A 20,697-nucleotide genomic window follows, 5' to 3' on the forward strand; every position below is an offset into this window, starting at 1 on the left:
GCAGATCAGCTCAGGAAAGGCGCACCCCGCCCCATGACCCAGCCCGGTCCCGCCACGCTCTGGACGCCCCCGGACTCCGCCTTCAGCGACTCCGCGCTGGCCCGCTTCGCCCTCGCCAACGGGTTCGACCCCCGCCGCTACGACGAGCTGCACGGCTGGTCGGTGTCCCGGCGGGACGAGTTCTGGGACGCCCTGTGGGACTTCACGGGCGTGCTCGGGGACAAGGGCGACGTCGTGGAGCAGCCGCCCCGGACCGAGGGCGCCGACCTCGACCAGCTGCCCTCCCTGCGGCACGGGCGCATGTTCGGGACCCGGTACTTCCCCCACGGGCGGCTCAACGTGGCCGAGAACCTGCTGCGCGGCGAGCCCGGCCGGCTCGCGGTGCTCGCCGCGGACGAGACCGGGATCCACACCCGCCTCACCGTGGCGCAGCTGCGCGGGCGGGTCGCGGCCGTCCAGGCCGGGCTGCGGGCGGCGGGGGTCGGCGAGGGCGACGTCGTGGCCGGCATCCTGCCCAACACCGTCGAGAACCTCACCACGATGATCGCCACCCTGTCCCTGGGCGCCGCCTGGGCCGGCTGCTCGCCCGACTTCGGGGTGGCCGGGCTGGTCGACCGGATCGGCCAGGTGGCCCCGTCCGTGGTGGTCGCCGCGCAGAGCTACGCCTACAACGGCCGCGACTTCGACGTGCGGGCCAAGGCGGAGGAGGTCGTCGCCCGCCTCGGGACGGCGCCCGACCTCGTCCTGGTCGGCTCCCCGCGGTGGGACGAGCAGTTCACGGACGAGACCTCCGCCCTGACGCTCGAGCGCTTCCCGTTCGACGCCCCGGGCCTGATCATGTTCACCTCCGGCACCACGGGCCTGCCCAAGGCCATCGTGCACAGCGCCGGCGGGGTCCTGCTCCAGCACCTCAAGGAGCACGTCCTGCACGGGGACGTCCGCCCGGGCGACGTGCACTCCTGGTTCACCTCCACCGCCTGGATGATGTACGCCTGGGTCGTGTCCGTCCTGGCCGCCGAGGCGGCCGTGGTGCTCATCGACGGCAACCCCTCGCCCCGCCTCCCGGACGGCACCGTGGACTGCGGGCACCTGTGGCGGATGGCCGACGACGCCGGGCTCACCCACTTCGGCACGAGCCCCCGGTACCTGAGCGGCCTCATGGACGCCGGGTACGCGCCCCGCGAGCACCACGACCTGGGCGCCCTGCGCTCGGTCCTCTCGGCCGGGGCCCCCGTCTCCGCGGAGCAGTACGACTGGCTGTACGCCGAGGTGAAGCGGGACATGGTCTTCGCCTCCATCTGCGGAGGCACCGAGATCCACGGCTGCTTCCAGCTCGGCTCGCCCCTCCACCCGGTGCGCCGGGGGGAGATCACCTGCGTCGCCCTCGGGCACGCGGTGAGCGTGCTCGACGACCGCGGCGCGCCGGTGGTGGGGGAGAAGGGCGAGCTCGTGTGCACCGAGCCCTTCCCGTCGATGCCCCTCACCTTCCTCGGCGACGGCGGGCTGCGCCGGTACCACGACACCTACTTCGCCGAGCGCCCGGACGTGTGGACCCACGGCGACCTCGCCGAGCTCACCCCGCGCCGCTCCGTCGTCGTCCACGGCCGCTCGGACACGACCCTCAAGCCCAACGGCGTGCGGATCGGCACCGCGGAGATCTACCGGGTGGTGGACCAGCGCCCCGAGATCGCCGAGTCCCTCGTCTTCGGGCACACCGCCCGCACCGACGAGGAGGTCGTGCTGTGCCTCGTGATGGCCGAGGGCCACGAGCTGACCCCCGGGTTCACGAAGGAGCTGAAGGCGGACATCCGCGCCCAGGCCTCGCCCCGGCACGTCCCCGCCCACGTCTTCGCCGTCTCCGAGGTCCCGTACACCCTCAACGGCAAGAAGGTCGAGGGCGCCGCCCGCACCGCCGCGGGCGGCGGGACCGTCAAGAACGAGGCGTCGCTGGCCAACCCCGGCTCCCTCCACGAGTTCCGGGCGCTGTTCGCATGAGCCGCGGCACCGGAGCACCGCGCGGCACGATCGTCGGCGTGGGCGAGCTCGAGCCGGTCCGCCGGACCGAGGGCGTCACGACCATGGGCCTGCTGGGCCGGGCGGCGAGGCTCGCCGTCGAGGACGCCGGCATCGGCAAGGACGAGATCGACGGGCTGCTGATGGGCCCCCAGGTCGGCGAGACCCCCCAGCACGTCCCGGCGATGCTCTCCGAGTACCTCGGCCTGCAGCCCCGCACGGCGAACGTGGTGGACCTCGGCGGGGCCACCGGGCCCGGCATGCTCTGGCGGGCGGCCGCCGCGATCGACGCGGGCATGGCCGAGGTCGTGCTGTGCCTGGTCGGCAACCACCGCAACCCCGTGCCGCCGCGCTCGCCGAACCGCAACCCGATCCGGGAGTTCGACGTCCCGTTCGGGGCCTCCGGCGCCAACACCTCCTACGCCTTCCTGAAGACCGCCCACATGGACCGGTACGGGACCACCGACGCCGACTTCGCGCGGATCGCGGCCGTCTCCCGGGCCAACGCCCAGCACAACCCGCACGCGATCTTCCACGGCACGCCCGCCACCGTGCAGGACGTCCTCGACTCGCCCTTCATCGCCGAGCCGCTGCACCTGCTGGAGATCGTGATGCCGGTGGCCGGGGCCACCGCCGCCGTCGTCGTCAGCCCCGAGCGGGCCGCCGCGATGGACCTCCCGCACGCCCCGGTGCACCTGCTCGGGGCGGGGGAGAAGCTGACCCACCGCGCCATGAGCCAGTCGCCCTCCCTCACCAGCGGGCCGCTCAAGCCGTCCATGGAGCAGGCCTACGCCCAGGCCGGGATCACCCCGGCGGAGCTGGACGTGCTGTCGGTCTACGACTGCTACACCGTGATGGCCGCGATCACCCTCGAGGACGCGGGGGTGTGCGGGCCCGGGGAGTTCGCGCAGTGGATGCAGGGCAGGGACCTCTCCCACACCGGCCCCGTCGCCTACAACCCGCACGGCGGCCAGCTGGGCTGCGGCCAGGCCGACCTCGCCGGCGGCATGAGCCACGCCATCGAGGCCGTCCACCAGCTGCGCGGCACCGCCCACGGGCGCCAGGCCGCGGACCCGCACCTCGCCCTCGTCACGGGCAACGGGGCGACCATGAGCGAGGCCGTCGCCCTGGTCCTCGGCACCCAGGAGGCCGCACGATGACCCTCTCCCGCGAGACCCGCGTGCTGACCGCCGCGCAGCTGTCCGCCCTGACCGTGCCCCCGCCCACCCCGACGGGGGAGACCCGGCACTTCTGGGACGCGTGCGCCGAGGGCCGCTTCGAGCTCCAGCACTGTCCCGGCTGCGACCGCTGGGTCTTCTACCCGCGCGCCCTGTGCCCGCACTGCTGGGGCCAGGACCTGCAGTGGCGGGAGGCCTCGGGGCGGGCCACGGTCCGCAGCTTCACCGTGGTCCACAAGCCCGGGCACCCCGGCTGGGCCGACGCCGCCCCGTACGTCGTCGCCATCCTGTCCCTCGCCGAGGGGCCCACGATGCTGAGCGTGCTCCGGGACGTCGCCCCGGCGGACGTCGCCGTGGGCCTGCCCGTCAGGATCTCCTTCACGACCGTCGGCGAGTACGCCCTGCCCACCGCGGCCCCGGCGGGAGGGCCCCGATGAGCGCCCCCGCCTACCTGCTCGACGGCGTCCGCGTCCCGTTCGGGCGCACCGGCAGGGCCCTCGCGGGCCTGACCGCGACCGAGCTCGGGGCGCTGCCGATCGCGCAGCTGCTGCACCGGCACCCGGACCTCGCCCTGGACGCCGCCCTGCTGGGCGTCGTCGTCCAGGCGGGGCTCGGCCAGAACCCCGCGCGGACGGCGGCGCTGGCCGGCGGCGTGGACCCCGAGGTGCCCGCGCTGACCCTCAACAGCGTCTGCCTGGCCTCCCTGGAGTCGGTCTGCGACGCCGCGCGCCGGATCGCCGTCGGGGAGGGCGCCGCCTACCTCGTGGGCGGGTTCGACTCGATGTCCACCGGCGGCCGGCTCGGCGGGGACGTCGACGTCGTCCTCCACGACGGACTGCTCGACGTCGCCTCCGGCCGCTCCATGGGGGTGGTCTCGGACCGGGTCAACGCCGAGCTCGGCATCACCCGCGAGGACCAGGACGCCTGGGCCCACGGCTCCCACGCACGGGCCCTCGCCGCCCGCGACTTCCTGCGCGGCGAGACCGTGCCCGTGGCGCTGCCCGACGGCACCTCCCACACCGACGACCAGGGCGTGCGGGCGGAGTCGTCCCCCGAGGCGCTCGCCGGGCTGCGCCCCGCGTTCACCCCGGACGGGACCATCACCGCGGGCAACGCCTCGCAGACCGCCGACGGCGCGAGCGCCGGCCTGATGGTCTCCGGGGAGGTCCTCGACCGCACGGGGGCCGTGCCCCTGGCACGGATCGTGGACTGGGCGTTCGTGGCCGGTCCCGACACCAGCCTGCACCTGAAGCCGGCCCGGGCCGTGCGCAAGGTCCTCGACCGCCAGGGCCTGGGCCCCGCGGACGTCGACGTCTACGAGATCAACGAGGCGTTCGCCGGGGTCGCCATCGCCTCCGCCCGGGACCTCGGCGTGCCCGGCGACGTCGTCAACGTCCACGGCGGGGCCGTCGCCGTCGGCCACCCGCTGGGCGCCAGCGGCTTCCGGCTGGCGCTGACCGCGGCCCGGGCCCTGCGCGCCCGCAGCGGCCGCCGCGCCGTCGCGACCCTGTGCGGCGGCGGAGGGCAGGGCCTCGCGGTCCTCCTCGAGACCGTCTCCTGACCACCGCTCCCCTCCCGTTCCGATTCCCATCCCGATCCCCGTCCCGATCCCCACCCCGAGAGCAAGGCGATCCATGAGCACCACCACGTCACCGTCCCCCTCCGCACCGCCCGGTCACGCACCCCTGGACACCCGGCGGGAGTCCCGCAAGGTCGCCGTCGGCAGCTTCGTGGGCACCACCATCGAGTGGTACGACTACTACCTCTACGGCACGGCCGCCGCGCTGATCTTCCCGGCCGTGTTCTTCCCCGGCGACGACCCGGCCATCGGGGTCGTCAAGGCCTTCGCCACCTACGCGGTGGGCTTCGCGGCCCGCCCCCTGGGCGGATTCATCTTCGGCCACTACGGCGACCGGATCGGCCGCAAGACCATGCTGATGCTCTCCCTGATCCTGATGGGCGTCAGCACCTTCCTGATCGGGCTGCTGCCCTCCTACGACGCCATCGGCCTGTGGGCCCCGGCGCTGCTGTGCCTCATGCGCCTGATCCAGGGCTTCGCCGTGGGCGGGGAGTGGGGCTCGGCCGTGGTGATGGCCGTCGAGCACGCGCCCGAGGGCCGGCGCGGGCTGTTCGGCAGCTTCCCGCAGCTCGGCGTCCCCGCCGGCCTGCTCATCTCCTCCGGGGTCTTCGCGCTGGTCAGCGGCGGCCTGGGCCAGGAAACGTTCACCGAGTGGGGCTGGCGCATCCCGTTCCTGCTCTCGGCCGTGCTGATCATCGTCGGGATCGTGATCCGGATGTCGGTGGCCGAGTCCCCCGTCTTCCAGGAGCTCGTGGACACGGACACCCGGGCCGAGAAGCCCTCCCGGGACGTCATCGTGCACCACTGGCGCAACCTGCTGCTGACCATCGGCATGAAGATGTTCCAGAACGCGGTCTTCTACATCTACACGGTGTTCATGCTCGCCTACATCCGGGACACCCTGGAGATGGACTACCAGGTGGGGCTCAACGCCGTCATGTTCTCCTCGGTGGTCGGCTTCCTCACCATCCCGGGCTGGTCCTGGCTCAGCGACAAGGTGGGGCGCAAGCCCGTCTACCTGGCCGGGTGCGTGCTGGGCACCCTCTACTTCCCGTTCAGCTTCGTCATCGCGGACACCCAGAGCGTCCTGTGGCTGACGGTGGGCATGGTCATCGGCGCCAACTTCCTGCACGACATGGTCTACGGCCCGCAGGCGGTGTACTTCTCCGAGCTGTTCGGCAGCAAGGTCCGGCTCTCCGGCACCTCGATCGGCTACCAGATCGGGGCGATGCTCTCGGGCGGCCTGGCGCCGCTCATCGCGGCCTCCCTCCTGGCCGCGCAGGACGGTGCGACGTGGGGCATCAGCCTCTACATCGTGGCGCTCGGCGTGATCTCCACCGTGTGCACGCTGCTGGCGCGGGAGACCTTCCGCGAAAAGTTCTGAGCTCCCCGTCCCCGCCGGCCGTCCCCGCAGCCCGCGGGGACGGCCGGTGAGCCGTGCATAGCACAGGAGCCGCGGAAGCCGAAGTCCGCGCATCTCCATGACGCCCCTTGTCCCGCCGAGTGGATCTCAGGGTTAGGTGTGCCTTACCTTTCCCGGGGGATTTTCTCGATCATTCACATGTCGTCCCCGGATGATCCGTCCGGGGACGTTGAACTTAGGTGGTTCTGTGCGCGCTGTGCTCCGGGCGTCGGTCTCAATGGGTCTCGTCGCCGCTCTCGCCCTGTCAGGGTGCGGCTTCACCGGTGGGAACGGGGGGAGCGAGCAGGTGGCGGACCTCGACCAGCGGATCGTGGTGGACAACTTCCGCGCCCCGGTCGCGGACTGGGCCCTGGAGAGCGACGCCGCCTACATCCTCTCCCTGTCCGGGTGCCTGGAGACCCTGACCCGGTACGACGAGACCGCAGGTGAGATCGTGCCGTCGCTGGCCACGGAGTGGAACCAGGTCTCGCCCACGGAGTGGGACTTCACCCTGCGGGAGGGCGTGCAGTTCCAGGACGGCACCGAGCTCACGGCGGAGACGGTGGTGACGTCGCTGCAGAACGTCCTGGACGCGGAGGTCCCGGCCCGGGCCTTCAGCCCCACCGTGGTCAGCGGCGTCGAGGCGGTCGACGACCGCACGGTGCGGATCACCACCCCGGCCGAGAGTCCACTGGTTCCCTATCGCCTGGCCAGCGTCAACACCGGCGTGCTGGCTCCGGGCGCCTTCGAGGGCGAGGCGGTGGACCCGTTCGGGCACTGCACCGGGCCGTTCACCCCGGTCTCGGAAGAGCCCAAGCAGTCCCTGACACTGGACCGGAACGAGAACTACTGGGGCGGTCAGGTGCAGCTGGCCGGGGCCGAGGTGCGCTTCATCACCGACGGGGCGACCCGGGCGACGCAGGTGCAGACCGGTGAGGCCGATGTCTCCCTGTCCATCCCGGTCGCCAACCTGCCCGCGCTGGAGGCGGACTCGAACGTCGAGGTCCTCAAGACGGACTCCCCGCGGACCGCGACGCTGTACATGAACAACGGGAGGGCCCCGTTCGACGACGTGGACTTCCGGAAGGCCGTCAGCTCGGCGCTGGATCTGGAGGCCCTGGCCGACAGCGTCTACGAAGGGGCGGCGCTGCCGGGGACCGGGCCCTTCGCCTCGTCGGAGCCCTGGGCGGGTGAGAGCGCGGAGACGCCCCAGCAGGACGTGGAGGCGGCCAAGGAGCTGCTGGCCGCGTCCGGGTACACCGCGGAGCGGCCCCTGGAGATCATCGCGATCGTCGAGCGGGCGGAGTTCGCCGACGTGGCCACCGTCGTCCAGGAGAACCTGAAGAGCATCGGGGTGCCGGTGACGATCCGGACCGCCGAGTATGCCGCGGTGGAGCCGGACCTGCTGGCCGGGGACTACGACATGGTGCTCAGCCAGCGCAACCGCCTGATCGACATCGCCGACCCCATCGGCTTCCTCACCGCCGACTACACCTGCGACGGCAGCTACAACATCAGCCACTTCTGCGACAAGGAGTACGACAGGCTCATCGCCGAGGCCGCCGGGACCGCCGACACCGAGCAGCGCTATCAGCTCTACGCCCGGGCGGGGCAGATCCTCCAGGAGCAGGCCGCGAACGTGTGGCTGGTCAACGAGCAGGCCATCGACGCGGTCCGCACCGACCTGCAGAACCACGCCCAGGATCCGCTGGCCCGGTACGTGCTGCGGGCGGAGACGACGAAGCCCGCCTCGTGACCCCGGCCGGCACGTCGATGGCATCGGCAGCACGCGGAATCTCGATGATGCTGTTCCTCGCCCGCAGGGCGGCGACCCTGGGGGTGACCGTCCTGCTGGCCTCCTTCCTGGTCTTCCTCATCCCCTACGTGACCCCGGGCGATCCTGTGCGCAAGATCATCCGGTCGCGGGTGGCCGGTGAGGTGATCGACGACTCCGTGCTCCAGGGGCTGACGGCCCAGCTGGGCCTTCAGGACCCCTTGGTGGTCCAGTACCTGCGGTGGCTGGGTCGGCTGGCCGGAGGGGACATGGGACTGTCCTACGCCAGCCGCACACCGGTGGTCGAGCAGGTGGTGCCCGCCCTGGTGGTCACGCTGAGCCTGGTGGTCCTCACCCTGGGGACCGCGGCCGCGGTCTCCGTGGTGCTGGGGATCGTCGCCGCGCTGCAGGAGGGCCGCCCGGCCGACCGGGTGATCACCACGGTCACCCAGGCCTTCATCGCGATGCCCGAGTACTGGCTGGCACCGCTGCTGGTGCTGGTCTTCGCACTGAACCTCTCCCTGCTGCCCTCGGCCGGATGGGAGGGCCCGGCGTCCGCGGTCCTGCCCGTGACCGTTCTGGCCCTGCGCCCGATCAGCTACTTCACCTCCGCGGTGCGCGAGGGGATGCTCGACGCGCTGGGCGCCGAGCACGTCGTCGCGGCCCGCGCCCGTGGGCTCAGCCACTTCCACACCGTCCGCAAGCACGTGATCCCCAACGGCCTGCTGCCCCTGACCACGCTGGTGGCCGTGTGGTTCGCCGGTCTGCTGGGCGGCTCCGTCATCGTCGAGGTCGTCTTCGCGATCCCCGGCATGGGGCGGCTGCTGTACGACGCCGTGCTCAACAGCGACATCCCGCTGGCACAGGGCGGCGTGGTCGTCGTGGTGGGACTGGCCGTCGTCCTGACCACCGCCGCGGACCTGATCCACGGGCTCCTCAACCCCCGGATCAGGGGGCACCATGCGTGACCGGCCGGTGTTCGTCCGGGCCGCGACGGGGATCCTGGTCCTCGTCGTGGTGGCCGTGGCCGCCTCGCCCTGGATCGCACCGTCTTCACCCGCGGAGCAGGACCTCGCGGCCCGGCTGCTGCCGCCCGGCTCGGCCCATTGGCTGGGCACGGACCACCTGGGGCGGGACACCCTGAGCCGGCTGCTGGACGGCGGGAGGTTCTCACTGGTCATCGCCTCACTGGCCACGCTGCTGACCGGCGTGATCGGCACCGGGATCGGCGTGCTCAGCGCTCGCCGCAGGGGCTGGCTCGACGAGGTCCTCACCCGGACCAACGACGTCCTGCTGGCGCTGCCGGAGATGGTGGTGGCACTGTTCCTGGTCGCCGTGCTGGGGCCCGGCTTCCTGTCGCTGGTGCTGGCTCTGACCGTCACGGGCTGGACGCCCTTCGCCCGGCTGGCCCGCGCCCTGGCCTACGACGTCTCGGCCCGGGGCTTCGTCGAGTCAGCCCGTGTGCTGGGATGCTCGACGACCTTCATCGTCTTCCGGCACATCCTGCCGCACCTGGCCGGGCCGTTGCTCGGGCAGGCCGCGCTGCGGTTCGGGCAGTTCCTGATCACCGTCGGCGCCCTCTCCTACCTGGGGCTGGGGGTGCAGCCGCCGCAGTCGGACTGGGGGTCGATGCTGGCCGCGGCCCAGCCCTACGCCGCCCGGGCACCGGTGGGGATCCTGGCCCCGGGCCTGGTGGTCTTCACCGTCGCGCTGTGCGTGACCTTCCTCGGCCAGCGCCTGGCACGCATGAGCAGCACCCGGATGGTGCTGAACCCGGCCTCCTCGGGGGCGGTGGCGGATGCCTGAGGGCCTGGTCGTCGAACACCTGCACGTCAGCCACCGGGCGCCCGAGGCCGCCCCCGGTTCCGGCACCGGTTCCGCGGGCGGCAGGGGCGGCCACCCGATCCTGTCCGGGGTCGACCTCGCCGTGGCCCCGGGGGAGTTCGTGGCCCTGGTCGGTGCCTCCGGGTCCGGCAAGACCATGACGGCCATGTCCGTGCTGGGGCTGCTGCCCCCGCAGGTGCACCTCGACGGCGGGACGATCCGCCTGGGCGGGACGGACCTCGCCCGGGCCCGGGAGACGGAGCTGAACCGGGTGCGCGGCGGCCGGATCGGCATGCTCTACCAGCAGCCCAAGCGCATGTTCAACCCGCGCCGGACCGTCGGCAGCCATCTGCGGGAGCCGCTGAAGCTGCACGGGGGCCTCCGTGGGGCGCGGGCCGGGGCGCGGGCGCTGGAGCTGCTGGCCGAGGTGGGGTTCGAGGACCCCCGGTGGTGCGCCCGAGCGCATCCCCACCAGCTCTCGGGAGGCATGGCCCAGCGGGCCATGGTGGCCCTCGCCCTGGCCGGGCGACCGGAGCTGCTGCTGGCCGACGAGCCGACCTCCGCCCTGGACACGGTGCTCGAACGGCAGATCCTGGAGCTGATCGACCGTGAACGGCGTGATCGCGGGGTGGGGATCCTCTACATCACCCACAACCTGGCCACCGTCTCCGCCTATGCCGACCGGGTCATGGTGATGGACACCGGGCACATCGTGGAGTCCGGTCCGGCCGGTGCCGTGCTCAACGCCCCGCAGAGCGCGTGCACGAAGGCCCTCCTGGACGCCGCGGCCCTCAACCCCGCCAGGACGGCACCTTCCGCCACCGAGGCGCGCCCCGTGGTGGTGCTGGACAGCATCACCAAGCGCTTCCCCTCGAACGGGCGTGAGGCCCGTCCCGCCGTGGATCAGGTCTCCCTCGACCTGCGGGAGGGCGAGATCCTCGGCGTGCTGGGGCAGTCGGGTTCCGGCAAGAGCACCTTGGCACGGCTGATCGTCGGGCTCGAGACGCCGGACAGCGGACGCATCACCGGCACCCTGGGCGCCGACGCCGATGGCACAGGCGCGGCGGGCTCGCACGTGCAGCTCGTCTTCCAGGACCCCCACGACTCCTTCGACCCCCGCATGCGGCTGCGCACCAGCCTGGAAGCCCCTCTGCTACGGCGTCGGGATACCACGTCCGAGCAGCGGCGGATGCGCATCCACGAGGTCGTGCAGGAGGTGGGCCTGGATCCCGGGCTGCTGGACGGATTTCCCGGGCAGTGCTCCGGTGGCCAGCTGCAGCGGCTCACCATTGCCAGAGCGCTGCTGCTGGAACCGACGGTGCTCATCTGTGACGAGGCCACATCGGCCCTGGACGCGGTGACCCAGCGCACCGTCCTGGACCTGCTGCTGCGCCTGCACCGGAACCGGCGCCTGTCCCTGGTGATGATCTCCCACGACCTGAGCGTCATCCGCTACATGAGCCACCGGGTCGCCGTTCTCTTCCAGGGGCGCCTGGTCGAGCTGGCGGAGACCGAGGATCTGTTCACCGGTCCCCGGCACGAGCACAGCAAGCAACTGGTGGCAGCGGCACTGCCCCGGGTGTGCGCGATCCTGGACGCCCACCGTCTGCCCCAGGAGCAGGTCGATGCCCTTCCGTGACTATCCGCTCGAGACGCGCACCCTGCTGGGCGCGCAACTGGTGTTCAACATCGGCTTCTACGCCGTCGTCCCGTTCCTGGCGGGGGCCATGGCTGCCGACTACGGGCTGGACGCCGCGGCCATCGGCCTGGTGCTGGGAACACGGACCTTCAGCCAGCAGGGCATGTTCCTGCTCGGTGGGATGCTGGCCGACCGATGGGGTGCCCGCAGGGCCATCCTCACCGGCTGTCTGGTGCGCATCGCCGGCTACGCCACGCTGGCGATGGCATCGGGATTCCCCCTCTTCCTCCTGGGCGCGGTGCTCACCGGCGCCGGAGGCGCCCTGTTCTCCCCGGCGCTGGAGTCCCGGCTCTCCCACTCCGACCAGCCGTCCGGGAGCGGGGATCCGGGTCGGGAGAGGGGGCGGCGCCGGTCGGTGTTCGTGTGGCTGGCGATCACCGGAGAGATCGGCGCCGTGCTGGGCCCGGTGCTGGGATCGGCCCTGCTGGGGTGGGGGTTCGACGCGGCCCTGACCGCCGGCATCGGGGTGTTCGCCGTGGTGACGGTTCTGCTGTGGTGGCTGCTCCCCGCCGAGCGGGCCCCCCGGCCCCAGGACCAGGGGGGCGAGGTGCCCGCCGCCGCACCCTCTGCGGCCCGCGTCCGGTGGGCCTGCCTGCGCGACCGTCGCTTCGTGGTGTTCTGCGCGCTGGCCGCCACCAACATGCTGGTCTACAACCAGCTCTACTTCGCCGTGCCCGTCGAACTGGGCCGACGAGGCCTCGACGGCGCCTGGCTGGGCGCGCTGTTCCTGCTGGCCTCTGTCCTGACGCTGGCCCTGCAGCTGCCGGCCTCCACGGTCGGTCAGCGCCTGGGGCCGGGACGCGCCCTGACGCTCGGCTTCGTGCTGGAGGCCTGCGCGTTCACCATCGCCGCCCTGACCTCGGTGCACCCGGGGTCGGCCACCGGGTCGATGGCGCCTCTGACGGCCGCCGTCGCCGTGATGATCATGGGCCACATGCTCCTCACCCCCACGATCCTGTCCCTGATCCCGCGGTTCGTACCTGCGCAGGGGGCCCCGAGGGGACGCGGCGCCTACTACGGACTGGCTGCCACCTGCGGCGGCATCGCCGTGCTGGCCGGCAACGCCGTGCTCGGGCGGCTGCTCGACCTGACCGACCGGCACCACTGGTGGCCCGGCACCCCCTGGATGCCGGTGATCGTGCTCGCACTCCTGGCTTCTGCGGCCCTGCCGGTCGTGCTCCGCGGGCAGAGTCCCCTCCGGCCCGCTGACTCGTCATCAACCACAGCGCCCTCCAGCAGAGCCCGCTGACGATCCACCAGCGACTCAGCACGGCGTCCCTCCTGCTCTTGATGGCACTGTGCCCAATGCAGAAGAAAAATCTGGGCACAGTGCCATGGTCCGGGTCCGATAGCTTGACGTCATCGGAAGGAAGCGTGCGGGAACGTCCCCGAATGCTTCCTTCCGGGTCCACCATCTCCCGCCACCCTCGATGGTGGAGGACTGCGCGAGGCCTGCCGACGACGGGTAGTCCCACCGTCGACTGATCTCCTCGAGTCGGGTCCGTTGCCGCACCATCCCCGACACCGGCACCTTCTGGTCTCTCAGGGGGGATCGTCCTGCCACCCGGGACGGTCCCGCTCTGCGGAGCGGGGGCGGTGCCGACGGCGTGGGCCTGCAGCCGGGATCTCACGATGACCGCCCCGAGGCGCAGCAGCGCCGCCTGCCGGCGGTTCCTGCACGAGGTGGAAGGAGCCCGTCGAGGCGGGGAGATCGTGGGGATCACCGACGACCTCTCCTCCCACCGCAGCCGCACCACCCGCACCTGGCGGGAGGGCCCCCGCATCCTGCGGGGAACGGAGCACTAGATGATCAGGCCCAGGGCGAAGGGCCCGATCAGCACGGTGAACAGCGTGATCAGGATGACGCCCACGATGTTGAGCACGAGGCCGCCGCGCACCATCTCGGTGATCTTGACGTGCCCGGTGGCGAAGACGATCGCGTTGGGCGGTGTGCCCACGGGGAGCATGAACGCGCAGGTGGCGGCCAGCGCCGCCGGGATCAGCAGCGTCATGGGGTCCACCCCGATCCCGACGGCGACGCCGCCCAGGATGGGGATGAAGGTCGCCGCCGTCGCCGTGTTGCTGGTGATCTCGGTGAGGAACAGCACGATGAGCACCACCGCGGCCAGCAGCAGGATGATCGGCAGCGCGCCGAGCCCGCTGACCTGCTCGCCGAACCAGGCGTCCAGCCCGGTGCCCGCCACGGCGGCCGCGAGGGAGAGGCCGCCGCCGAAGAGCAGGAGGACGCCCCAGGGCAGTCCCTCCTCGGCGTCGTTCCACTCGAGGGTCATCCGGCCCTGCTGGTCGCCCGGCAGCAGGAAGAGCAGCACGCCGGCGCCGATGGCGATGACCGTGTCGTCGAAGAGGTCCAGCCAGGGCAGCTGCTCGCCCAGGTCGCCGATCCCGGACAGCAGGCCCGGCACGATCCAGAAGAACGCCGCGGCGACGAACACGCCGAGGACGGTCTTCTCGCCCTGGCTCATGGGGCCCAGGGCGGCGATCTCCTCCTCGATCAGCTCCTTGCCGCCCGGCACCTCCTCCAGGTCGAAGCGGAAGATGAGGCGGGTGATGAGCAGCCAGGCGATCCCGAGGAAGACCACGACGATGGGCACGCCGAGCATCATCCACTGGGCGAAGCCCACGGTCCTGTCCAGCTCCTCGCTGATGTAGCCCGCGACGATGGCGTTGGGCGGGCTGCCCAGCAGGGTGCCCAGACCCCCGATGGAGGCGGCCCAGGCGATCGCCAGGACCAGCGCCACCCCGAAGAGCCGCACGTCCCGGTCCGCCACGACGTCGCTGATGGACTTCCCGGAGCGCAGGTCCTCGTTGGTCTCCGCGGCCTCGGCCCTGGTGCCGGTCTGGCGGCTGTTCTCCACCACGAGGGTCAGCACGCTCAGGCCGATGGGCAGCATCATCAGCGTGGTGGCCGTGTTGGAGACCCACATCGACAGGAACGCCGTGGAGATCATCATCCCCAGGATGATCTGGCGCGGGTGGGTGCCGACGCGCCGCAGCGTCAGTAGCGCGATGCGGCGGTGCAGGTTCCACTTCTGCATGGCGATGGCGATCAGGAAGCCGCCGAGGAACAGGAACACGATCGGGTTCGCGTAGGGCGCGGTGGCCTCGGCGATGGTGAGCGCGGTGAGCACCGGGAACAGCACGATCGGCAGCAGCGACGTGATGGACAGCGGCACGGCCTCCGTGATCCACCACACCGCCATCAGGACGCCCACGGCGGCGACGATGCGGGCGTCGCCGGAGATCTCCGCGCCGCCGAGGAGGAACCACACGACGAGGGCCAGCAGCAGCCCCAGGCCGCGGAAGAGCCAGGTCTTCCCCGCCGCACGGGGCGGCTCGCGGTCCTCCGGTTCGTAGTCGAACTCACCCTGCTCGGGGACGACGCCCCGGGACCGCTCAGTCATCTGACTTCCTCCGCACGTCCTCGTGTGATGCAGGGCACGTTAGCAGTCGCTTATGGGCGCGGCAAGGGACGCGGGGCGGGGGCGCTACCTTCCCGTCGGTGTGTCCTGGGTCCTCCGGGGGAACCGGTTGCGCAGGTTCTCGCGCGCCACGGCGGAGAGGTTCTCGACCGGCAGCCCGGCGGGGCACACCTCGACGCAGTCGCCCAGCAGGGAGCAAGGGCCGAACTCGTCCTCGGACGCGGCGAGGACCTTGGCCGAGCGCTCCCGGCGCTCGTCGTCGTCCCTGGCCAGCGGGGGCAGCTCCTTGAGCAGGGTGCCCACGAACAGCTGGCCGGAACCGTTCGGGCAGGACGCCACGCAGGCCCCGCAGCTGATGCACCCTGCGGTGTTCAGCGCCTTCATGGCGACGGGGAACTTGGCCTCCTTGGCCACCCGGCGCAGGGCCTTCTTGTCCACCGACAGGTCCTGCTTGACGGGGAAGGACGCGGCCCGCAGCGGCTCGATCCGCACGCGGTCCCCGTCGCGGTACGCGCCCAGGTGCTGCATGCAGCTCGCGGCGTTGCGCTCGGGGCCGTGGGCCACGCCGTCGACGGTCACCCCGCACTTGCCGCAGACGCCCTCGCGGCACCCGTCGTCGTAGGCGATCGGGTCGGCTCCGGTGGCCGCGAGCTGCTCGTTGATCCGGTCGATGAGCTCGAGCACGGTCATCTCCGGGCTCGCGTCGGGGACGTCGTAGGCCACGAAGTCCCCGGGCTCGTCCGGGGAGGGCTGGCGCCACACGTCGACGGTCAGGGCGAAGGTCGTCACTGGAGGGGTCCTCGGGTCGGGGGCGTCAGCGGACCGTGCGGGTCAGCACGGCGAGCGGGATGGTGGTGTTGCCGGCGGCCACCACGGCGCCGAAGGCGTTCGCGGCGATCCGCAGCCGTCGCTGGAACTGCTGGTCGCCGCCCGCGCCGACGTCGTTGGCGATCTCCGGGATGCCGTGCACCAGGTGCGCGGCCAGGGCCGCCATGGACAGGGCGTAGGCCGCGGCCACGGGCGGCCGGGAGAGGCTGGCCACGAGGTTGGCGTGGGCGTCGCCCGGCGCGAACCGCTCGGAGGCCGCCGGGCGGGCGCCCAGGGTCAGGTCCAGCACGTGGAAGACGGTGAACAGCCCCAGCACCCCGCCCGTGCTCCGCATCGACCGCTTCGCGACCTGCCACGGGGAACGACGGCGCCCCCGCGGGCGCCGCGACCGCCGCGGCAGCAGCGACCCGTTGGCCTTCCAGGCGCGGCCGGTGAGCACCGCCGCGCCGCCCACGTGCGCCACCAGGCTCGTGGCGAGCACGCCGCGGGCCGCCCAGAGCACGGTCCCGCGCGGCAGCACCGGGGCTCCCGCGGTGCGCAGGAGCTCGGCGTAGGCGTTGAACTTCTCCGGGCCCTGGTAGACCTTGAGGTTGCCGAGCATGTGCGCCAGCACGTAGCCCGAGAACAGCGCGCCGGAGCCGGCCATCGCGAGCTTCACGGTGGCGGTCGAGAGCTCCGGGAGCTCGGGGAGGGCGGGCCGGGACTGCTCGTCGGGGCGGGCGGGGGAGGCATTCACGGCATTCATCCTAGATGTCGTTCCGATCGAGACGTCACAACTCTCAACGTCCTTGCGCGGGCCGTCACGGGCCGTCATGCGGTGGCGCCGGAGCCCTGCCGCCGCGCCGCCAGGACCTCGGCGATGTGGTCCAGCGCCTCCTCGTTCTGCAGCGACGAGCGGTCGCCCAGCGGCGCCCCCTCCCACAGCTGCGCGAGCAGGCGGCGGGTGATTTTCCCGGAGCGGGTCTTGGGCAGGTCGGGGACCGCCACGACCGCCTTGGGCTTGGCGATCGGGCCGATCTCGTGCGCCACGTGCTCCCGCAGCGCGGCGGTCAGCTCCTCGGCCGGCCGGCCCTGCGCGCCGGGGGCCAGCACCACGTAGGCGAGCACCGCGTGCCCGGTCAGCTCGTCGCGCACGGGCGCCGCGCCGGCCTCCAGGACCCACGGGTGGGTGACGAGCGCCGACTCGATCTCGATGGTGGACAGCCGGTGCCCGGAGACGTTGATGACGTCGTCGACCCGCCCGAGGATGTAGATGTCCCCCTCCTCGTCGTAGCGGGCGCCGTCCCCGGCCAGGAACCAGCCCTGCTCGGCGTAGGCCTGCCAGTAGGAGGTGAGGTAGCGCTGCGGGTCGCCCCACACCGTGCGGGCCATCGAGGGGCCGGTCCGGTCCACCACCACGAAGCCCTGCACGCCGGGCGGCACGGTCTGCCCGGCCTCGTCGACCACGCGGGTCGAGATCCCCGGGACTGCCCGGGTGGCGCAGCCGGGCTTCAGGGCGGTGTGGGGGGCCCCGTCGTCGAAGGTCCCCGGGGGCGCGAACTGCGGGTCGTGCGGGCGCGGGGACATCACGGTGGAGCCCGTCTCGGACTGCCACCACGTGTCCACGAACGGGACCTCGTCCCGGCCCACCTGGGCCCGCAGCCAGCGCCACGCCTCCGGGTTGATGGACTCGCCCACGGAGCCGAGCAGCCGGATCGAGTTCAGGTTGTAGAGCGGCGGGACGCCCTTCGGGAACGCGCCCATGAGGGAGCGGATCAGCGTGGGGGCGGTGTAGTAGTTGGTGACCCCGTAGCGCTCGATGACCTCGAAGTGCCGGCCCCAGTGCGGGGTGTTCGGGGTGCCCTCGTAGATCACCTCGGAGACGCCGTTGACCAGGGGCCCGTAGATCTCGTAGGTGTGCGCGGTGACCCACGCGAGGTCGGCGGTGCACCAGTGGACGGTCGAGTCCACCTTCGCGGGGTCGTTGACGGTGGCCAGCTCGTCCGGGCGCAGCTCGCCGTCCTCGTCCTCGACGTCGGGCAGCAGGTCGAACAGCAGCGCGTGGGTGTAGGCGGTCTGCACGAGGTAGCCGCCCATCGTGTGCACCAGGCCCTTGGGCTTCCCGGTGGTCCCGGAGGTGTAGATGATGAACAGCGGCGTCTCGGCGTCGAACGCCTCGGGCTCGTGCACGTCGGGCTGGTCGGCGATCAGCTCGTGCCACCACACGTCGCGCCCGCGCGTCCACGGGACCGCGTCCTCGTCCTTGGAGTGCGTCCCCCGGGTGCCCCGCGGCAGGTCCGTGCGGCCGGGCCGGGAGGTGCGGCGCACGACGACGACGTGCTCGATCGCGTTGTCGCCGCTGCAGGCCTCGTCGGCGTTGGCCTTCACGGGCACCACGGCCCCGCGCCGGTGCTGCCCGTCCGTGGTCACCAGGACCTTGGCGCCGGTGTCCTCGACGCGGAACTTCAGGGCCTCGGCGGAGAACCCGCCGAAGACCAGCGAGTGCACCGCGCCGATGCGGGCGCAGGCCAGCGTGATGATGACGGTCTCCGGGATGACCGGGAGGTAGATCACCACCCGGTCGCCCTTCTCCACGCCCAGGGCGAGCAGGGCGTTGGCGGCGCGGGAGACCTCCCGCTGCAGGTCGGCGTAGGTGTAGACCAGCCGGTCGCCGGGCTCGCCCTCGAAGTACAGGGCCACGTGGGCGCCGCGGCCCGCCTCGACGTGGCGGTCCACGCAGTTGTGGGCGACGTTGAGCCTGCCGCCCTCGAACCACGCGATCTCGGGGACCGACCAGGTGGGACTGCCCTCCTCGTCCTCGCCGATCCGCCGCGGACCCACGAAGCGGTGGGCCGTCGTCCACGGCTCGGCCCAGTCCAGCCGGGAGGCCTGGCCCTCCCAGAAGGCGATCCGGGCCTCCTCGGAGACCAGCGCGGGGTTCGGGGTGGGGGAGTGCGGGTCGCTCCAGCTGAAGCTCACGGTGTCGGTTCCTTCGTCGTCGTGCGGGGTGTGGTCTCCACCGTCGCAGATGGGTGTGTCACGGGCGTTGCCTCAGGCCCACTTCTTGACGGCCCACTTCTCGAAGACCCCCAGCAGCGCGTCGGAGAGCTTGCCCAGCACCGCGAGCAGCACGATGGCGAGGAGGAGGCGGTCGGTGCGGCCGTTGTTCTGCGAGTCCGTCAGCAGCCAGCCCAGGCCCATGGACGCGCCCAGCAGCTCGGCGGCCACGAGGAACAGCCACGCCTGGGCCAGCGCCAGGCGCAGGCCCGAGACCACCGACGGCATGACCGCCGGCAGCTGGACCTGCGTGAGCAGGCGCAGGCCGTCGAGGCCGAAGGCGCGGGCGGCCTCGACGAGGTTGCGGTCCACGTGCCGCAGCGCCGAGGCGACCGTGGTGTAGACGGGGAAGAACGCACCGATGGCCACCAGGGTCACCTTCGAGTCCTCGCCCAGGCCGATCCACAGCAGCAGCAGGGGCACCCACGCCAGGGAGGGCACGGCCCGGAACGCCCCGATGGTGGGGGCCACCAGGGCCGAGCCCCAGCGGGAGAGGCCGATGAAGGACCCGGCCGCGAGGCCGAGGCCCGCGCCGATCAGGAAGCCGAGGGCCACCCGCTGGGTCGAGATGCCCACGTGGGTCCACAGGTCCCCGCCGGCCAGCAGGCCGATCCCGGCCTCGAGGACCGTCAGCGGCGGGGGCAGCTGGACGTGGCTGAACACGCCGGCCGTGGAGAGCACGTGCCACAGCGCCAGCAGGACGGCGGGCAGGGCCAGGCCCAGCCCGGCGCGCAGCAGCGGCCGGGACCGGGGCGCCGTCGGGGGAGCGGGCGCGTCGGCGTCGGGCGCGGCGGGGAGGCCGCCGTCCAGGGGTGCGAGCTTCTGCGTCACTTCTGCTCCTCGATGGCGCCGGCCACGCGGGAGGCGTCCGCGTTCTCGGCGTAGGCGGGCTCCACGATGGTCGCGAGCGCGTCGTCGACCTGCTGCTGGTCGGCGACGTCGTCGGACTCGACGAAGATCGGGCCGACCTTCTCCAGCACGTCCAGCTGCTGCCGGCCGGGGACGGGGTTGATGTCGAGCTGGGTGCGCTCGAGGACCTTCTCGGCCACGGGCAGCTCGATGGAGGCCGTCTCGGAGAGGATCCGCGCGGTCTCCTCCGGGTTGGCCAGGGCCCAGTCGCGGGCGTAGGCGTAGACGTCCACCACGGTCTGGGCGGCCTCCGGCTGCTCCTCGAGGAAGGACTCGTGGGCGTTGAGGAAGCCGTAGGTGTTGAAGTCGATGTTGCGGTAGAACAGCTCGGCGCCGTTCTGCTCGGCGGCGGCCATGATCGGGTCCAGGCCGGACCAGGCGTCCACCTGGCCGTTCTCCAGGGCGGCGCGGCCGTCCGCGTGCTGGAGGTTCTGGACGGTCACGGACCCGGGGTCCACGCCGGCCTCCTCGAGTGCCTGCAGCAGGAAGAAGTACGGGTCCGTGCCCTTGGTGGCCGCCACCGTCCTGCCCTCGAGGTCCGCGACCTCCTGGATCCCGCTGTCCGCCGTGGTGACGAGCGCGGACCACTCGGGCTGGGAGTAGAGGTCGATGACCTTGATGGGGGAGCCGTTGCTGCGGGCCAGCAGGGCCGCGGAGCCGGCGGTGGACCCGACGTCGATCGCCTCGGCGCGCAGGGCCTCGTTCGCCTTGTTCGACCCGGCGGACTGCACCCACTCCACCTCGGTGCCGCTCTCGGCGAGCGCGGCCTCGAGCCAGCCCTTCTCCTTGATCACCAGGGACAGCGGGTTGTAGGTCGCCCAGTCGACGACGACCTTGTCGTCGGCGGCGCCGGACCCGGCCTGCGCCTCGCCGGAGCCCTCGCCGGCCATGCAGCCGGTCAGGCCGAGGGTCAGGACGGCGGGGAGGGTGCAGAGCTTGAGGGCGGGGAGCTGGGGCATGGCAGGGCCTTTCGTGGGCGGGCCGGGCGGGTCCTCGGGGCGCGGGTGCGCGCCGC

At 72.4% G+C, this 20,697-nt stretch carries 17 protein-coding genes; 11 read left to right on the forward strand and 6 right to left on the reverse strand.

Annotation, left to right across the window (positions count from 1 at the left end; all coding sequences use genetic code 11):
- Positions 1-33: 33 nt before the first annotated feature.
- From IEW07_RS04640 to IEW07_RS04690, 11 genes are all read left to right on the forward strand, one after another.
- Entirely contained in the window at positions 34-1,995 is a 1,962-nt protein-coding gene (locus IEW07_RS04640) for an acetoacetate--CoA ligase (protein ID WP_188534740.1), read from the forward strand.
- Positions 1,992-3,173 carry a thiolase family protein gene (locus IEW07_RS04645; RefSeq protein WP_188534742.1) on the forward strand — a complete coding sequence of 394 codons (1,182 nt, stop codon included), beginning with the start codon at positions 1,992-1,994 and terminating at the stop codon, positions 3,171-3,173. The genes IEW07_RS04640 and IEW07_RS04645 overlap by 4 nt, the downstream gene beginning before the upstream one ends.
- Positions 3,170-3,628, forward strand: a complete 459-nt coding sequence (locus IEW07_RS04650) for a Zn-ribbon domain-containing OB-fold protein (RefSeq protein ID WP_188534744.1) — start codon at positions 3,170-3,172, stop codon at positions 3,626-3,628. Before IEW07_RS04645 ends, IEW07_RS04650 begins: the two co-directional genes overlap by 4 nt.
- Complete coding sequence (locus tag IEW07_RS04655) at positions 3,625-4,752, forward strand: thiolase family protein (protein ID WP_188534746.1); 1,128 nt, start codon at positions 3,625-3,627, stop codon at positions 4,750-4,752. The genes IEW07_RS04650 and IEW07_RS04655 overlap by 4 nt, the downstream gene beginning before the upstream one ends.
- Before the next feature lie 73 nt (positions 4,753-4,825).
- Positions 4,826-6,154, forward strand: coding sequence for an MFS transporter (locus IEW07_RS04660; protein WP_188534747.1), 1,329 nt, complete (start codon positions 4,826-4,828; stop codon positions 6,152-6,154).
- A 325-nt stretch (positions 6,155-6,479) separates the two neighbouring features.
- The gene (locus IEW07_RS04665) at positions 6,480-7,928 is read left to right on the forward strand and encodes an ABC transporter substrate-binding protein (protein WP_371870204.1); all 1,449 of its coding nucleotides are present in this window, start codon (positions 6,480-6,482) and stop codon (positions 7,926-7,928) included.
- A gap of 44 nt (positions 7,929-7,972) precedes the next feature.
- Entirely contained in the window at positions 7,973-8,914 is a 942-nt protein-coding gene (locus IEW07_RS04670; RefSeq protein WP_188534751.1) for an ABC transporter permease, read from the forward strand.
- Positions 8,907-9,752 carry an ABC transporter permease gene (locus IEW07_RS04675; RefSeq protein WP_188534753.1) on the forward strand — a complete coding sequence of 282 codons (846 nt, stop codon included), beginning with the start codon at positions 8,907-8,909 and terminating at the stop codon, positions 9,750-9,752. The genes IEW07_RS04670 and IEW07_RS04675 overlap by 8 nt, the downstream gene beginning before the upstream one ends.
- Positions 9,745-11,409: a nickel ABC transporter ATP-binding protein NikE gene (nikE, locus tag IEW07_RS04680; protein WP_188534755.1), complete on the forward strand. Its 1,665-nt coding sequence runs from the start codon at positions 9,745-9,747 to the stop codon at positions 11,407-11,409. The genes IEW07_RS04675 and nikE overlap by 8 nt, the downstream gene beginning before the upstream one ends.
- On the forward strand, positions 11,396-12,718 hold the full coding sequence (locus IEW07_RS04685; protein ID WP_188534757.1) for an MFS transporter: 1,323 nt from the start codon (positions 11,396-11,398) through the stop codon (positions 12,716-12,718). The genes nikE and IEW07_RS04685 overlap by 14 nt, the downstream gene beginning before the upstream one ends.
- Before the next feature lie 383 nt (positions 12,719-13,101).
- Entirely contained in the window at positions 13,102-13,275 is a 174-nt protein-coding gene (locus IEW07_RS04690; protein WP_188534759.1) for a hypothetical protein, read from the forward strand.
- Here IEW07_RS04690 and IEW07_RS04695 read toward each other — a convergent pair.
- From IEW07_RS04695 to IEW07_RS04720, 6 genes are all read right to left on the reverse strand, one after another.
- Positions 13,272-14,891 (reverse strand): SLC13 family permease, encoded by a 1,620-nt coding sequence (locus tag IEW07_RS04695; RefSeq protein ID WP_188534761.1) that lies wholly within the window; start codon positions 14,889-14,891, stop codon positions 13,272-13,274. The two genes, IEW07_RS04690 and IEW07_RS04695, sit on opposite strands and share 4 nt — an antisense overlap.
- An 84-nt stretch (positions 14,892-14,975) precedes the next feature.
- On the reverse strand, positions 14,976-15,698 hold the full coding sequence (locus IEW07_RS04700) for a 2Fe-2S iron-sulfur cluster-binding protein (RefSeq protein ID WP_188534763.1): 723 nt from the start codon (positions 15,696-15,698) through the stop codon (positions 14,976-14,978).
- A gap of 25 nt (positions 15,699-15,723) precedes the next feature.
- On the reverse strand, positions 15,724-16,482 hold the full coding sequence (locus IEW07_RS04705; RefSeq protein ID WP_229741571.1) for a succinate dehydrogenase/fumarate reductase transmembrane subunit: 759 nt from the start codon (positions 16,480-16,482) through the stop codon (positions 15,724-15,726).
- 65 nt (positions 16,483-16,547) lie between these two features.
- Positions 16,548-18,695, reverse strand: coding sequence for an AMP-binding protein (locus tag IEW07_RS04710; protein WP_188534766.1), 2,148 nt, complete (start codon positions 18,693-18,695; stop codon positions 16,548-16,550).
- 72 nt (positions 18,696-18,767) lie between these two features.
- Entirely contained in the window at positions 18,768-19,604 is an 837-nt protein-coding gene (locus IEW07_RS04715; RefSeq protein ID WP_229741572.1) for an ABC transporter permease, read from the reverse strand.
- Positions 19,601-20,641, reverse strand: coding sequence for an aliphatic sulfonate ABC transporter substrate-binding protein (locus IEW07_RS04720; RefSeq protein WP_188534769.1), 1,041 nt, complete (start codon positions 20,639-20,641; stop codon positions 19,601-19,603). Before IEW07_RS04720 ends, IEW07_RS04715 begins: the two co-directional genes overlap by 4 nt.
- Positions 20,642-20,697 lie beyond the last annotated feature (56 nt).

The organism is Kocuria dechangensis (assembly GCF_014636775.1).
GTDB classification, from domain to species: domain Bacteria; phylum Actinomycetota; class Actinomycetes; order Actinomycetales; family Micrococcaceae; genus Kocuria; species Kocuria dechangensis.